At 71.7% G+C, this 15044-nt stretch carries 11 protein-coding genes; 3 read left to right on the forward strand and 8 right to left on the reverse strand.

Annotated features, from left to right (window positions below; translation table 11 throughout):
- Positions 1–20 precede the first annotated feature (20 nt).
- Genes FD678_RS04630 through FD678_RS04640 form a run of 3 tightly spaced genes read left to right on the forward strand, consistent with a single transcriptional unit; the run spans position 21 to position 3543 of the window.
- On the forward strand, positions 21–1751 hold the full coding sequence (locus tag FD678_RS04630) for a penicillin-binding protein activator (RefSeq protein WP_140719738.1): 1731 nt from the start codon (positions 21–23) through the stop codon (positions 1749–1751).
- 2 nt (positions 1752–1753) lie between these two features.
- Entirely contained in the window at positions 1754–2119 is a 366-nt protein-coding gene (locus FD678_RS04635) for a YraN family protein (protein WP_140719740.1), read from the forward strand.
- 44 nt (positions 2120–2163) lie between these two features.
- Positions 2164–3543, forward strand: coding sequence for an FAD-binding oxidoreductase (locus FD678_RS04640; protein WP_140719743.1), 1380 nt, complete (start codon positions 2164–2166; stop codon positions 3541–3543).
- 679 nt (positions 3544–4222) lie between these two features.
- On the opposite strand, the gene FD678_RS04645 is transcribed toward FD678_RS04640, so the two are convergent.
- The 8 genes from FD678_RS04645 to FD678_RS04680 all read right to left on the reverse strand — a co-directional run bounded on the left by FD678_RS04645 (position 4223) and on the right by FD678_RS04680 (position 14821).
- Entirely contained in the window at positions 4223–4951 is a 729-nt protein-coding gene (locus tag FD678_RS04645; RefSeq protein ID WP_140719744.1) for a response regulator, read from the reverse strand.
- Entirely contained in the window at positions 4941–7601 is a 2661-nt protein-coding gene (locus tag FD678_RS04650) for a sensor histidine kinase (RefSeq protein WP_140719746.1), read from the reverse strand. Before FD678_RS04650 ends, FD678_RS04645 begins: the two co-directional genes overlap by 11 nt.
- A gap of 208 nt (positions 7602–7809) precedes the next feature.
- Positions 7810–8415, reverse strand: coding sequence for a potassium-transporting ATPase subunit KdpC (gene kdpC, locus FD678_RS04655; RefSeq protein ID WP_140719748.1), 606 nt, complete (start codon positions 8413–8415; stop codon positions 7810–7812).
- Positions 8416–8425: 10 nt separating this feature from the next.
- Positions 8426–10474, reverse strand: coding sequence for a potassium-transporting ATPase subunit KdpB (gene kdpB / locus FD678_RS04660; protein ID WP_140719750.1), 2049 nt, complete (start codon positions 10472–10474; stop codon positions 8426–8428).
- 10 nt (positions 10475–10484) lie between these two features.
- Positions 10485–12269, reverse strand: coding sequence for a potassium-transporting ATPase subunit KdpA (kdpA, locus tag FD678_RS04665; RefSeq protein WP_140719753.1), 1785 nt, complete (start codon positions 12267–12269; stop codon positions 10485–10487).
- A 10-nt stretch (positions 12270–12279) separates the two neighbouring features.
- Positions 12280–12372: a potassium-transporting ATPase subunit F gene (locus tag FD678_RS04670; RefSeq protein ID WP_140719755.1), complete on the reverse strand. Its 93-nt coding sequence runs from the start codon at positions 12370–12372 to the stop codon at positions 12280–12282.
- Between the two features lie 12 nt (positions 12373–12384).
- The gene (locus FD678_RS04675; protein ID WP_218569492.1) at positions 12385–13089 is read right to left on the reverse strand and encodes a TorF family putative porin; all 705 of its coding nucleotides are present in this window, start codon (positions 13087–13089) and stop codon (positions 12385–12387) included.
- 151 nt (positions 13090–13240) lie between these two features.
- On the reverse strand, positions 13241–14821 hold the full coding sequence (locus FD678_RS04680) for a CocE/NonD family hydrolase (RefSeq protein WP_140719758.1): 1581 nt from the start codon (positions 14819–14821) through the stop codon (positions 13241–13243).
- Positions 14822–15044 lie beyond the last annotated feature (223 nt).

The following is a 15044-nucleotide window of genomic DNA, read 5'->3' on the forward strand; positions in this document are numbered from 1 at the left end:
TCCGCCGAATGGACCTGAGAATGAACCAGCGCTTCGCAAGGATTTCCGCCCTGTCGCTCGTCGTGCTGCTGGCTGCCGGGTGCGCCACCGGCAGCCTCACCCAGACCAATACGCCGGAGCAGTCGGCCGCCCTTGCCTTGCTCGCCCAGGGCAAGCCGCGCGATGCCGCGCAGCAGCTCGAGGCGCAGGCCGCCACCGCCAGCGGCGCACAGCGCAGCCGATTGCTGGCCGATGCCGCCTTCGCCTGGCACGAGGCCAAGGACGACGCGCGCGCGCGCAGCCTGATCCCGCAGGTCAACCCGCGCCATCTCGGCGGCGAGACCCGGGCCCGCTTCGGCCTGCTGAACGCGGAACTGGCGATCGTCGACAAGCAGCCGGCGCAGGCGCTGGCGGCGCTGGGCGAATCCTCGCAGGGCCTGCCGCAGGACCTGCAGGCGCGCTGGCACCTGGCGCGGGCGCAGGGCCGCGAGGCCACCGGCGACGCGTTCGGCGCGGCCGGCGACCGCGCCAGCGCCGACATCGCGTTGAGCGGCGCGGCGCGCAGCGACAACCAGCGCGCGATCGCCCGCCTGCTCGCCTCGCTCGACGATGCCACCCTCGCCAGCCGCACCGCCGCGCTGGCCGCCGGCGACCCGCTCTACAACTTCGCCGGCCGCGCATTGATCAGCCGCGGCCTGCCGCTGCCGCGCCCGTTCGACCGCGACGCGCAGTGGGGGCTGGACACCAGCAAGCGCCCGCCCGCCGATCGCGACGGCTACCGGCCGCCGGTCAAGCTGGCGGTGCTGCTGCCGTTGACCGGCAATCTCGCCACCGCCGCCGCGCCGGTCCGCGACGGCCTGCTCGCCGGCTACTACGCCGAGCACCGGCGCCGCCCCGAGATCGACTTCTTCGATACCGCCGGCACGGCGGCCGGCGCGAAGGCGGCCTACGACCGGGCCGTCGATGCCGGTGCCGATTTCGTGGTCGGCCCGCTCGGCCGCGACGAGGTCAGCGCGCTGTTCGCGCGGCAGGAACTGAAGGTGCCGGTGCTGGCGCTCAACCGTCCCGCCGACGGCAAGGCCCCGCCGCCGGGCAGCGCCGGGTTCTCGCTGGCGCCGGAGGACGACGGCATCATCGCCGCCGAATACCTGCTCGCGCGCGAGCGCCGCAACGTGCTGGTGATCGGCAGCAGCGACGACAACGGCCGGCGCGCGGTGGATGCGTTCCGGCAGCGCTTCACCGAGCGCGGCGGCCAGGTGGCCGGCGTGATCAGCGTCGCCGAGGCGCCGGGCGACATCGGCGCGCAGCTGCGCAACCACGGCACCGCCGACGCGGTGTTCCTCGCCGTGCGCGGCAACACCGCGCGCGCCCTGGCCCCGCAGCTCGCGCTGGCCGGGTTCGCCGGCAAGAGCCGGGTGGGCACCTCGCAATTGATGCTCGGCACCGGCAAGGCCGAGGACGACGTGTCGCTGGACGGCATCGTGTTCCCGACCGAGGCCTGGAGTGCGCGCGGCGTGGCCGGCCTGCCGTCGGCGTCGAGCACCGCCAACCTGCTGCCGACCGCGCGCGGGCCGGCCTCGCGCCTGTTCGCGTTCGGCTACGACGCCTGGACGATCACCGCCTACCTGGAGAAGCTCGCCACCGGCACCGGCGGCGGCCTGGCCGGCGCCACCGGCACGCTGCACCTGGACGGCTTCGGCAACGTGATGCGCACGCCGGCGTGGTCGACCTTCCAGTCCGGCGTGCCGACGCCGGTGTCGTCCGACCGCTGAGGGTGGACGACCGGCGCGCGCGCGGCGACGCGGTCGAGGCGGCCGCGCGCCGCTTGCTGGAACGCGCCGGCCTGCGCACGCTGGCCGGCAACGCGCGCTACCGCGGCGGCGAACTCGACCTGGTGATGCGCGACGGCGACAGCGTCGTGTTCGTCGAGGTGCGCTATCGCCGCGATGCCGCGTTCGGCGGCGGCGCGGCCTCGGTGGACCTGCGCAAGCGCCGCAAGCTGGCGCTGGCCGCGCAGATGTTCCTCGCCTCGCATCCGGCGCTGGCGCAGGCCCCCTGCCGTTTCGACGTGGTCGACGCGCACGGCGACCCGCCGCAGTTGCAGTGGATCCGCGACGCCTTCCGCGCGGACGAAGTCTGAACCGGATCCGGCCCGAGCGGCCGGGCCCGCGCGATAATGCGGCGATGCGCGACCTTCCCTTCGACCTGCAGCAAACCCTGGCGCAACGGCTCGGCCCCGACGGCTGGCTCACCGACGCCGACAGCCGCCGCCGCTACGGCGAGGACGATTCGCGGCGCTGGGCGCTGGCCGACGCCGTCGCCCTGCCCCGGACGGTCGACGAGGTGGTCGCGGTCGTGCGTGCCTGCCGCGCGCACAAGGTGCCGCTGATCGCGCGCGGCGCGGGGACCGCGACCACCGCGGCATCGGTGCCGTTCGACGGCGGCGTCGTGCTGTCGCTGGCGCGCATGAACCGGATCGTCGCGCTGCGCCCGGCCGATCGCTGTGCGATCGTCGAGCCGGGCGTGCTCAACGAGGCGCTGCAGCACGCACTGGCGCCGCACGGGCTGTTCTGGCCGCCGGATCCGTCGAGCGCGGCGCTGTGCAGCATCGGCGGCAATCTCGCCACGAACGCGGGCGGACCGCGCGCGGTGAAGTACGGAGCGACCCGCGACAACGTGCTCGGACTGGTCGCGGTGACCGGCGCCGGCGAGGTGATCCGCTGCGGCGGCGCCTACACCAAGGATGCGACCGGCTACGACCTCGCCCACCTGATCGTCGGCAGCGAGGGCACGCTCGCGATCATCGTCGAGGCGACGCTGAAGCTGGCGCCGCGCCCGCAGGCGCAGGCCGGGCTGCGCGCGTTCTACCGCGACGCGGCCAGCGCGGCGGCCGCGGTATCGCGGATCATGGCGCGGCCGGCGACGCCGGCGATGCTGGAGTTCATGGACCGCAGCGCGATCGCGCTGCTGCGGCGCAACGGCAGCGACGTGCCCGACGCCGGGGCGATGTTGCTGATCGAGGCCGACGGCGACCACGACACGCTCCCCTATGCGCTGCAGGCGCTGGCCGATGCCGCCGAGGGCGACGGCCTCGTATCGCTCGACGTCGCCGCCGACGGTGCCGCGCGCGACCGGTTGTGGGCGGCGCGCAAGGCGCTGTCGCCGGCGCTGCGCACGATCAAGCCGGGCAAGATCAACGAGGACGTGGTGGTGCCGGTATCGCGCATTCCCGACCTGGTGGCCGGCGTGGAGGCGCTGGCCGCCGAGTTCGACCTGCCGATCGTGGCGTTCGGCCATGCCGGCAACGGCAACCTGCACGTCAACATCATGTACGACGACGGCGACGCCGCCGAAACCGCGCGCGCGCAGGCGGCGTTGCCGCGCGTGTTCGCGCTGGTGCTGGCCCTGGAAGGCACGCTCTCGGGAGAACACGGCATCGGCGTGGCCAAGCGCGACTACATGGCGCAGGCGTTCTCGCCCGAGACGCTCGCGGCGATGCGCGCGATCAAGGCCGCGCTGGACCCGGACGGCATCCTCAACCCGGGGAAAGTGCTGCCGGCGTAGCAAACGCGGCCTTTGCAGGAGCGGCATGAGCCTCGGCAAGCCTTGCTTCGTCGCGCTCCCGCACCGTGATGTTGGCTTTTGCGGAGAGACCGCATGAAAGGCCCTCGCGGCTGAAGCCGCTCCTACGGTGCATCGACCGACTGGTCAGGATGAAGCAGCAAGGAGTACTTGTTGCCATTGCCATTGCCATTGCCGTTGCCGTTGCCGTTGCTCGTGATTTCGCTTCGGCTTCCCGCCTTTGACTTTGACTTACCGGGGCCCCTCCGTAGCGGCGGCGACGGCGGGTAAAACCCGAAGGGCGGCGCACAAGGATGTGCGCCGTTTTTCGCCGGCTCCGCGAACCCGCAGCAAGGCTGCGGGCGCGCAGGCGGGGTGTGCTTGATCAGCCATTCGGCTGCTGTGAAGCGCTTCTTTTGGTCACTTTTCTTTGCGCAAGCAAAGAAAAGTGACTCGCCGTAAGGCGAAAGCTTTTTGCTGTTGCTCCAAACAGAAAAGGCAAAGCAACGTTCCTGGATCCCGCCTTCGCGGGGATGACGGTAGATGGATAGCCGAGGACGAACAACAAGAGCAGATAGATGGCGGAAAAGTCGCTGGTGCCTACGCGGAGACGACGAGGAGGGATTGCTACGACCTCAACCACCCATGGCGCATCAAACCTCACGCCAACAAAAGCACCGCATCACCCCGCCCGCTGCACCCCGATGAAGCGCAACCCCACCCCCGGCTCGGTCACGATGTAGCGCGGCGCCGCGGCATCGTCGTGCAGCTTCTGGCGCAGCTTGCCGACCAGGATGCGCAGGTAGTGCGTATCGCCTTCGTGGGTCGGTCCCCACAGCTCGCGCAGCAGTTGCGGCTGCGTCACCACGCGGCCGGCATGGCGCAGCAACAGCGCCAGCAAGGCGTATTCCTTGCGGCTCAACGCCAGCGGCTCGCCATCGAGCGCCACCTCGCGCAGGCCCAGGTGCACGTGCAGGTGGCCGTCGTCGAACACCACCTCCTCCATGCTCGCCGCCGCCGCGCCGGCCTGGCGCAGCAGCACGCGGATGCGCGCCATCAGTTCCTGCACGCCGAACGGCTTGGTGACGTAGTCGTTGGCCCCGGCGTCGAGCGCGGCCACCTTCTCGGCCTCGCCGGCGCGCACCGTCAGCATGATCACCGGCACCGCCGACCATTCGCGGATCGCGCGCAGCACCTCGTGGCCGTCGCGGTCGGGCAGGCCGATGTCGAGCACCACCAGCTCCGCGCCCTGTGCGGCCAGCGTCGCCAACCCTTCCTCGCCGGTGGCGGCCTGCAGCACGCGGTAGCCCTGCGCGCGCAGGCTGATGTCGAGGAAGCGGCGGATCTGCGGCTCGTCGTCGACCACGAGCACGCGCGGGGCCGGAATCGCGGAGGCGGGGTCAGTCGTCATCGGCACGCGCGGAGGGGGCGGGTTGCAACAGCGGAAGGGTAATGCGGATCACGGTGCCGCGCCCGTCCGGGCCGGCCAGCGCCTCCACGCTGCCGCCATGCGCGCCGATCATGCCCTGGCAGATGGTCAGGCCGAGCCCGGTGCCGTGGCGGCCGCGGTCGCCGCGCTCGACGCTGTAGAACATGTCGAAGATGCGCGCGCGCTCGTCCTCGGGTATGCCCGGGCCGCGGTCGGCGACGTCGATGCGCAGCGCGCCGTCGTGCAGCGATGCGCTCATCGTCACCGCCTCGTCCGGCGGGGAGAACTTGGCGGCGTTCTCCAGCACGTTGAACACCGCCTGCTCCACCAGCGCCGGATGCACCCAGATCGGCGGCAGGCCGGGCGCCAGCGCCAGCTCGACCCTGGCCTGCGGCTGGTAGCGCTGCAGGCGCCGCCGCGCCGAGCCGAGCAGTTCGTCCACGCCGATCCAGTCGCGGTTCAAGGTCAGGCCGGTGTGGCCGAGCCGGGTCATGTCGAGCAGGTTCTGGATGTAGCGGTCCAGGCGCTCGCCTTCCAGCTGGATGGTTTCCAGCAGGCTGCGGCGGTCGGCGGCGTCCATGCGGTCGCCGTAGCTGGCCAGGCTGCTGGCCGAACCGATCATCGAGGCCAGCGGCGAGCGCAGGTCGTGCGAGACCGACGACAGCAACGCCGAACGCAGGCGCTCGGTCTCGCCGGTCACGCGCGCGCTCTCCAGGTCGGCGACCAGGCGCGTGCGCAATGCGGCCTGGCCGATGTCCTCGACCATGGCTTCGGCCAGGCGGCGCTGCTCCAGGGTCGGGCGCGCCTGGCGCGCGTCGAAGCGCAGCGCGGCCACGCCCAGCGTGCCCTGCTCGGCGCGCACCGGCAGGCACCACCAGCTCGCCCCGGCCAGCGTATCGGTATAGCGCCCGGCCGGCTGGCCGTGGCGCTGCGCCCAATCCGCGGCATCGCGGTCCAGCGCGGCCAATCCGGCGCCGGGGTCGCTCTCGCGCTGCTCCAGCCGCAGCCAGGCCTCGGCGCCAAGCGCGCTGGACAAGGCGCGTCGGCCGGCATCCAGCACCTGCCCCAGGTCGGCCGCGGCGCCGAGCCGGCGGCCCAGCGCCTGCAGTGCATTGGCGTGCGCGTTGGCCGCGCGCAGCGCCAGCACCTGGCCGCGCAGGCGCGAGGCCAGGCGGCCGGCGACCAGTGCGGCGATCAGGAACAGGCATACCGTGACCACGCCCTGGCGCGCGCTGATGTTGAGGGTGAAGCGCGGCTCGATGAAGAAGAAGTTGTAGGCGACGAAGCTCAGCAAGGCCGCCAGCACCGCCGCCGCCATGCGCGTGCGCGCGGCCACCAGCACCACCGCGACGATGAACACCATCGACAGGTCGTCGATGTCGGTCCAGCGCTGCAGCAGCCAGGCCACGCCGACCGCACCGGCCGCGGCGAGCGCGGCATAGGCCAGGTCGTAGCGGCGCAGCCATTGCCCCGGGCGCCGCCAGCGCCGGCGCGCGCGCGCGCGCGCATCGGCGGAACTGACGATCACCAGTTCGTAGTGCGCGCCGCGCTGCAGCAGCTGCTGGGTCAAGGTGCGGTTGAACATCCGCGCCAACGGCCGTTCGCGGGTGCGCCCGAGCACCAGCGTGGACACGCCGTTCTGCGCGGCGAAGTCCAGCAGCGCATCGGCGATGCCGGTGCCGTGCAGCAGCGCGGTGTCGCCGCCGAGCCGGCGCGCCAGCGCGAACGCGCGGTCGATCTCCAGCTGCCAGTCGTCCTCGGCGACGGTGCGCGTCTGCACGGTCACCACGGTCCAAGGCGCGTCGCGGCGCTCGGACAGGCGGCGCGCCACCCGCACCAGGTACTCGGAACCGCCTCGCCCGTCGATCGCCACCAGCACGCGGCGGCGCAGCGCCGCGGTGCCGGGCAGGCCGCGCGCGGCCTGGGCATCGCGCAGGTCGCTGTCGACGCGGTCGGCGGCGGTCTGCATCGCCAGTTCGCGCAGCGCCGCCAGGTTCGACGGCGAGAAGAACGCCTGCAACGCCTGCGCCGCCTGTTCGGGCAGGTAGACCTTGCCCTGCTGCAGACGTTCGATCAGCTCGCGCGGCGGCAGGTCGACCAGCACGATGTCGCGCAGGCGGTCGAACACCGCGTCCGGCACGGTCTCGGACACGCGCACGCCGGTGATGCGATGGACCAGGTCGTTGAGGCTCTCCAGGTGCTGGATGTTGACCGTGGTGTAGACGTCGATGCCGGCGTCGAGCAGTTCGTCCACGTCCTGCCAGCGCCGCTCGTGGCGGCTGCCCGGCACGTTGCGGTGGGCCAGTTCGTCGACCAGGGCCAGCTGCGGCTTGCGCGCGAGCAGGGCGTCGAGGTCCAGTTCCTCGAGCGTGCGCCCCTGGTAGCTCACGCGCTTGCGCGGCAGCAGCGCCAGCCCTTCGAGCAGCGCGGCGGTCTCGGCGCGGCCATGGGTCTCGACGATCCCGGCCACCACGTCCACGCCCTGGCGCATGCGCTCGCGCGCGCGCGACAGCATCGCGTAGGTCTTGCCCACGCCCGGCGCCGCGCCGAGGAACACGGTCAGCCGGCCGCCGCGTTCGCGTTGCAGTTCGCCGATCAGCGCATCGGCCTGTTGGGTGCGGGCATCGGTCATGAGATGGATTGTCGCCGAACGCTGGAGAGGCTGCCCTCATCCGCCCTGCGGGCACCTTCTCCCGCAAGCGGGAGAAGGCATGAGCGCCTCTCCCCTCCTGCCCGCGGGAGAGGCAGTGGACGCCTCACCCCTCCCGCCCGCGGGAGAGGCGCTGGGCATCTCCCCTCTCCCGCATGCGGGAGAGGGGGCGGGGGTGAGGGAAAGGGACTCACCGTACCGCGTCCAGCGCCAGGTTCAGCGCCAGCACGTTGACCCGCGGCTGGCCGAGCACACCGAACTGGCGCTGCTCGGCCTGTGCGTCGAGCAGCGCGCGCACGCGCGCCTCGGGCCAGCCGCGCGCCCGCGCCACCCTCGCCACCTGCTGGCGCGCGGCGGCCACCGAGATGTGCGGGTCCAGGCCGCTGCCGGACTGGGTCAGCAGGTCCGTCGCGACCTCGGCCTCGGCGACGCCGTCGCGTGCGGCCACGGCCTTGCGGGTATCGGCGATGCGCTGGACCAGTTCGGGATTGGAACGCGCCTGGTTGCTGCCGGCCGCGGACATCGGGTCGTACTTGGCGGCCGAGGGCCTAGGCTGGAAATACTTGGCGTCGGCGAACGGCTGCGCCACCAGCGCCGAGCCGACCACCCGGCCATCGCGCTCGATCAGCGAACCGGTGGCCTGCCGCGGGAACGCAGCCCCGACGATGCCCGTGGCGACCAGCGAATACGCCAGGCCGAAGCCGAGCAGTATGACCAGTGCCATCGCCAGCGAGGCACGCCAGGCGCCCGTGTCGCGCAGCGGCCGGGAACCGGAAGAAACATCGGAAACAGGCATGGGATTCTCCTCAGGCGCCGACCAGCGCGGCCAGCGCCATGTCGATCAGTTTGATGCCGGCGAACGGCAGCAGTACGCCGCCGACGCCGTAGGCCAGCATGTTCCGGCGCAACAGCGCGGTCGCCCCGGCCGGACGGAAGCGCACGCCGCGCAGGGCGAGCGGGATCAGCGCGGGGATGATCAGCGCGTTGAACACCAGCGCCGCCAGCACCGCGTTGCGCGGGCTCGACAGCTGCATCACGTTCAGCGCCGCCATCGAGGGAATCGCCGCGGCGAACAGCGCCGGCAGGATCGCGAAGTACTTGGACACGTCGTTGGCCAGCGAGAAGGTGGTCAGCGCGCCGCGGGTGATCAGCTGCTGCTTGCCCACTTCCACCACCGCCAGCAGCTTGGCTGGGTCCGAATCCAGGTCGACCATGTTGCCGGCCTCCTTGGCCGCCTGCGTGCCGGAGTTCATCGCCAGGCCCACGTCGGCCTGCGCCAGCGCCGGCGCGTCGTTGGTGCCGTCGCCGACCATCGCCACCAGCCGGCCTCCGGCCTGCTCGCTGCGGATGCGCGCCAGCTTGTCCTCCGGGCGCGCCTGCGCGATGTAGTCGTCGACGCCGGCCTCGGCGGCGATGGCGGCGGCGGTGAGCGGGTTGTCGCCGGTGATCATCACCGTCTTGATGCCCATCGCGCGCAACTGCGCGAACTTCTCCTTGATGCCGTGCTTGACCACGTCGCTCAGCTCGACCACGCCGAGCACGTGCTTGCCTTCGGCCACCACCAGCGGCGTGGCGCCGCCGCGCGCGACCTGCTCGATGCGGCCGGCCAGTTCCGGCGACGCCACGCCGCCCTGCGCCTGCACCCAGGCGGTGATCGCGTCGCCGGCGCCCTTGCGGATGCTGCGGCCGTCCACGTCCACGCCGGACATGCGCGTCTGCGCGGTGAAGGCGATGAAATGCGCGTCGTCCGGCTCCCGCATCGCCGCGCCCTGTTCGCGCGCCAGCTTCACGATCGACTTGCCTTCCGGGGTCGGGTCGGCCAGCGAGGCCAGCATCGCGGCGTCGCGCAACTGGCCGCGGTCTATCCCGGCCAGCGGATGGAACGCGGTGGCCTGGCGGTCGCCGTGGGTGATGGTGCCGGTCTTGTCGAGCAGCAGCACGTCCACGTCGCCGGCCACTTCCACCGCCTTGCCGGACTTGGCCAGCACGTTGGCGGCCAGCGCGCGGTTCATGCCGGCGATGCCGATCGCCGGCAGCAGGCCGCCGATGGTGGTCGGGATCAGGCACACCAGCAGCGCGATCAGCAGCAGCGGATCGAGCTTGACGCCGACGAAGCCGGCGATCGCCGGCAGCGTCGCCACCACGATCAGGAAGGTCAGCGTCATCGCCGCCAGCAGCAACGTCAGCGCGATCTCGTTGGGCGTCTTCTGGCGGTTGGCGCCCTCGACCAGCGCGATCATGCGGTCGAGGAAGCTCTGCCCCGGCTCGGCGGTGACCTTGAACACGATCTCGTCGGACAGCACGCGGGTGCCGCCGATCACGCCGCTGCGATCGGTGCCGGCCTCGCGCAGCACCGGCGCGGATTCGCCGGTCACGGCGGCCTCGTTGATGGTCGCCAGGCCGCGCACGATCTCGCCGTCGGCCGGGATGAACTCGCCCTCGGACACGACCACGTAGTCGCCCGGGCGCAGCTCGACCGCCGGCACGCGGGTCTCGCGCGCGTCGTGCTCGCCGCCGAGGCGGCGGGCGACCAGGTCCTTGCGCGCGCGCCGCAACGAGGCGGCCTGGCCGCGCCCGCGCGCTTCGGCGATCGCCTCGGCGAAGTTGCCGAACAGCACGGTGACGAACAGGATCGCGGTGACCGCCCAGGCGAAGCCTGGCGAAGCCTGGCCGGTGGCGGCGATCAACGCGGCCAGCAGCGTGCCGGCCATCACCACCGCCATCACCGGGCTGCGCAGCAGGTGGCGCGGGGAGAGCTTGAGGAAGGCATCGCGGCTGGCCGCGGCGAGCGCCGCGCCATCGAACAGGCGCGGCTGCGTGCGGATGCGCTTTTCCGTGGAAACAGGAGCATTCATGGGGTGATCCTCAGTGCATTGCCAGGTGTTCGGCGATCGGTCCCAGCACCAGCGCCGGCATGAACTGCAGCACGGTGAGGACCACGATCACCGCGACCAGCGTCAGCGCGAAAGTCGGGGTTTCGATCTGCAGGCTGCCGGCCGATTCCGGCGCGCGGCGCTTGGCGGCCAGGCGCGCGGCGACGACCAGCGGCACGACCAGCGCCGGATAGCGGCCTAGCGCCAGCACCAATGCGCAGCTCAGGTTCCACCAGTAGGTGCCGTCGCCCAGTCCCTCGAAGCCGGAACCGTTGTTGGCGAAGGCCGAGGTGTACTCGTAGAACACCTGGCTGATGCCGTGGAAGCCCGGATTGGAGTTGCCGGTGAACTGCGGCAGCGCCAGCGCCAACGCGGTCAGCCCCAGCAGCACCAGCGGCTGCAGCAGGATCAGCAGCGCCAGCAGTTGCACTTCGCGCGCCTCGATCTTGCGCCCGAACAGCTCCGGCGTGCGCCCGGTCATCAGCCCGGCCAGGAACACGCCCAGCATCAGGTAGACGATGAACTGCTGCAGGCCGCAGCCGATGCCGCCCCAGATCGCGTTGATCAGCATGTCCACCAGCGTCACCAGCCCGCTCAGCGGCGCGAGCGAATCGTGCATCGCGTTGACCGAGCCGTTGGACGTCTGCGTGGTCAACGCCGCCCACAGCGCGGACGCGTCGGCGCCGATGCGCACCTCCTTGCCTTCCATCAGCGCCGCCGAGGCGGCACTGGCCGAATGCGCCTCGGACCACAGCAGCAGCGAGGTGGAGGCGGCCGACATCAGCAGCATCGTGCCGAACACCAGCGCGGCCAGCCGCTTGCGTCCGGTGAAGAAGCCGACCATGAACACCACCGAGACCGGGATCAGCACCAGCGCCAGCGTCTCCAGCAGGTTCGCCAGCGGCGTCGGGTTCTCCAGCGCCACCGTGCTGTTGGGCCCGTACCAGCCGCCGCCGTTCGTGCCCAGCTGCTTGACCGCGACCATCGCCGCGACCGGGCCCACCGGGATCTTCTGCTCGGCCATCCCGGCACTCGCATCCAGCGGATGCGCGACGGCGGCGCCGTGCAGCGTCGAGGGAACGCCCTGCCAGCCCAGCAGCAGCGTCCACAGCAGGCACAGCGGCAGCAGGAAGCGCACGCTCGGGCGGATCACGTCGGCCCAGTAGTTGCCGACATCGACCGCATCCGCGCGGCCTTCCCCGGCGACATCGCGCGACCGTTCCTGGGGCAGCATGGCCGCATCCCGATCGTATGGCCCGGTCGCGGCCGGTGCCGGCAGGGCATCGGCCGGAGGCGCGACCGCCCGCCCACCGAACAAAGCCCGCAACGTCGCCACCACCAGCGCCAGGCCCATCATCGGCGTGGCCACCTGCAAACCCACGATGCCGGTCATCTGCGACAGGTACGACAGCTGCGCCTGCCCGGAGTAATGCTGCTGGTTGGTGTTGGTCAGGAACGACACCATCGTGTGCAGCGCGGTATCCCAGCGCAGGTTGGCGATGCCGTCCGGATTGAACGGCAGCCAGGCCTGGGTCATGAACACCGCCCAGACCAGCAGACCCACCACGAGGTTGCTGGCCAGGAACGCGCGCACGTAGCCGCGCCAGGACATGCCGTGCCGCGGCCGCACGCCGAGCAGCGCGTACAGCGGCCGCTCGACCCAGCCGAACAGCGCGTCGCCGCGCATCGGCGCACCGCGCATCACGGCCGCCAGGTAGCGGCCGAGCGGCCATGCCAGCACGATCGCCAGCGCGTAGACGAGAAAGGTTTCGGTCATGTCGGCGTCCTCAGAACTCTTCCGGGCGCAGGACCACGTACAGCAGGTAGGCCGCCGCGACCAGCACGGCGACACCGCAGACGAACGAAAGCCAGCCGCTCATTGCTCTCTCCTGTCAAAAGGACGCTTGCAGTGCGACTTCCAGCCGCGAGCCGGCCTGCCCGGGGAACAGGCGGCGCGCGGCGTCATCGGTGAAATGGCCGCTCACGCGCAGCTCGCACGGCCGGGCGAAGGCCCATACCGCGCTGACCTGCCCGTGCGTGTAGTCGTCGGAATAGGCGCTGTCGAGCCAGTAACGCCCCGCCAGCGCTTCGAAGCGCAGCGCATCGTTCACCGGCAGGCGCGCGCCGATTTGCGCGTAGCTGCCGGCGCGGCCGCTGGCGAGCGCATCGTCGGACACGGCCAGCTGCAGCCAGTAATTCCGCTTCCAGGTCACGGTGGCGCCGACCTCGTTCCAGTCGAGGTCGGCCTTGCTGCCCGGGTACTGGTAGCGGGTGAAGTTGACGTCCAGCGCCCAGTCCGGCGCCAGGCTGCCGCTCCAGCCGGCGACGAAGTCCACTTCGGTACTGGCGCCGGCCGCATCGCCGAAATCGACCGACGAACCCCACAGCGAACCGTAGAGGCCGTTGTCGGCCGAAGCCTTCAACCCGCCCTGCACCGCGGCGTTGCCCTGGTTCTGGCTGGAGCCTCGCCAGACATAGTCGCTGGTGAACGCGGCGCTGCCGCCGAACGTAACGGCCTGCGCGGACGGCATCGCCGTGCACAGGCCCAGGAACATCGCACCCGGCAGGCACGACGGAAGACCAGACTGCAATTTCATGAAACACGATCCATGGGCGGAACCCCTCCGCCGACGCAGCCAGTCTGTTCCTGCCCCCCATAAAGTCTCCATGGCGGACGCTGCGAGAGACCATAAATTCTGCGTAACTTCGATCGGACGGCGGCGCCTGACCGGCGCCGCCGTCACCGGCTCAGTGCAGCGGCACGCTCAACCGCGATGGCGCCGCCGTCGGCGAGCCGAACGTGACCGTACCGCCGGCGGTGGTCGCGTCGGCATAACGCGGGTCGAGGGTGTCGACGACCAACACCAGCCGGCGGCCGGCCGCGATCCTGGCCGCGCTCGCCTCCAGCACGATGTTCACGGTCCGCGCCGCGCCCGGCGTCGCCCCGCGCAGGCTGTAGGGCTTGTGGCTGAGCAGTTGGCCGACCCCCAGCGCATCGACGCTGTAGAGGTAAGCGAAAAGCGACACGTCCGGCTGGCTCGGCGTCACCGTGATCCGCAGCGTCGGCGATCCGGCCAGCGTGTGCTCGCTGGAATACACCGGACCCATCCACACCCCGGCGCCGGCGCGCGCGACCAGCGGGATCGAGGCGACCGCCGGCTGGCCCAGGCCCTGCAGCAGTCCGCTGACCAGCACCACGCCCGAATCGGCCACGGTCGGCACCGCGGTGACGATGCGGTGCGACCAGCCGGTGGCGTCGCCGGCCAGCAAACGCCCGGTCGGCAGCAGCAGCCCGGCCGGCTTGTCCAGCCCGTAGGTCGTGGGCGCGGCCTGCACCGCGCTCCAGTCCGGGTAGTCGAGCCACTGCCCGTCCAGCGTCGCCAGCCGCACCGCCGGTTCGTCCTCGACCCCGTTCGCGGCGCCCTTGAGGTAGCGGTCGAACCAGCGCACCGCCGCGTCGTAGACCGCGTTCGGCAGGCCCAGCGCACCGGGCAGCTCGGCGGTGGCGTGGTCGCCCTGGCTGAGCAGCAACTGCTTGGGCCCGTGCAGGCGCTGGTAGAAGTCGACGTACTGGTTGGGCGGGAACAGCCCGTCGTTGAACGCATTGGCCAGCAGCACCGCGGTCCCGTTGCGGTTGAGCGCGTCGGCCTCGTGCACCACCCCGCGGCTGGCGGCCTGCGGCAGGAAGCCTTGCACCGCGCCGTCGTAGTCGCCGAGCGCGACCTTTGCGGTGATCTGCGCCAGCTCCGGGCCGGGGCGGCCGGTCAGCGCGCCGGCCGCCACCAGCAGCGCCACGCCCTGCTGGCTGACGGTCCGGTTCGCGTACAGCGAGGCTTCCAGGTCGGCCCAGCCGCTCAGCGCGGCGACCACCTTGATACGCGGGTCGCGCGCGGCCGCGAGCAGGCTGGTGCCGGCGCCGTAGGAAATGCCGGAGGCGCCGATCGCATCCGGGTCGGCCGGGGTGTTCGCCAGCGCCCAGTCGATCACCGCGCTGACGTCCTCCACGGTCGGCGCGCCGGCGATGTCGATCAGCCCGGCCGAATCCCAGAACCCGCGCGAGGTGTAGCTGACCACCACGTAGCCGCTGCCGGCGAGCTGGGTCGCGCGGCCGAGGTATTCCAGGTTCGGCAGCGACCAGCTGGCCGGCATCACCACCAGCGGGAAGGGCCCGTCGCCCTGCCCTTGCGGCACCAGCACCAGGGCGCCGAGGGGGGTGCCGTCCCAGCCCGGTATGCGTTGATAGGTCTTGCTGAAACCGGCCGCGGACGCAGCGGCGGAAAAGGCCAGCAACGCGACCAGCGCGAGCCAGCGGGCGACGATCCTGCTCATGTAACGGCTCCTCCCAGGCAAACCCGCCGGACCGGGATGGACCGGCGGAAGGCACGACAAGGTGGAACCCGACGGGGGAGCCAGCGGCCAGACCGTACCATCAAGTATGGTTACAGCCAAGCCTGGGGAGCCGCGGATCGGGGACATCGTTTGGAAGTCCCTGGGTCCCCGCCTTGCGCGGGGACGACAAGAAGGTGATGCTGCGCGAACGCCCACGACGCGC

It is taken from the genome of Pseudomonas sp. Hp2, assembly GCF_006386585.1.
In the GTDB taxonomy this organism is placed as follows: Bacteria; Pseudomonadota; Gammaproteobacteria; order Xanthomonadales; family Xanthomonadaceae; genus Pseudomonas_S; species Pseudomonas_S boreopolis.

Excerpts from the sequence above, each read along its gene's own strand:
- FD678_RS04630 (WP_140719738.1), top strand. The coding sequence starts at position 21 with ATGAACCAGCGCTTCGCAAGGATTTCCGCCCTGTCGCTCGTCGTGCTG.
- FD678_RS04640 (WP_140719743.1), top strand. The coding sequence starts at position 2,164 with ATGCGCGACCTTCCCTTCGACCTGCAGCAAACCCTGGCGCAACGGCTC.
- FD678_RS04645 (WP_140719744.1), bottom strand. The coding sequence starts at position 4,951 with ATGACGACTGACCCCGCCTCCGCGATTCCGGCCCCGCGCGTGCTCGTG.
- FD678_RS04650 (WP_140719746.1), bottom strand. The coding sequence starts at position 7,601 with ATGACCGATGCCCGCACCCAACAGGCCGATGCGCTGATCGGCGAACTG.
- kdpC (WP_140719748.1), bottom strand. The coding sequence starts at position 8,415 with ATGCCTGTTTCCGATGTTTCTTCCGGTTCCCGGCCGCTGCGCGACACG.
- kdpB (WP_140719750.1), bottom strand. The coding sequence starts at position 10,474 with ATGAATGCTCCTGTTTCCACGGAAAAGCGCATCCGCACGCAGCCGCGC.
- kdpA (WP_140719753.1), bottom strand. The coding sequence starts at position 12,269 with ATGACCGAAACCTTTCTCGTCTACGCGCTGGCGATCGTGCTGGCATGG.
- FD678_RS04670 (WP_140719755.1), bottom strand. The coding sequence starts at position 12,372 with ATGAGCGGCTGGCTTTCGTTCGTCTGCGGTGTCGCCGTGCTGGTCGCG.
- FD678_RS04675 (WP_218569492.1), bottom strand. The coding sequence starts at position 13,089 with ATGAAATTGCAGTCTGGTCTTCCGTCGTGCCTGCCGGGTGCGATGTTC.
- FD678_RS04680 (WP_140719758.1), bottom strand. The coding sequence starts at position 14,821 with ATGAGCAGGATCGTCGCCCGCTGGCTCGCGCTGGTCGCGTTGCTGGCC.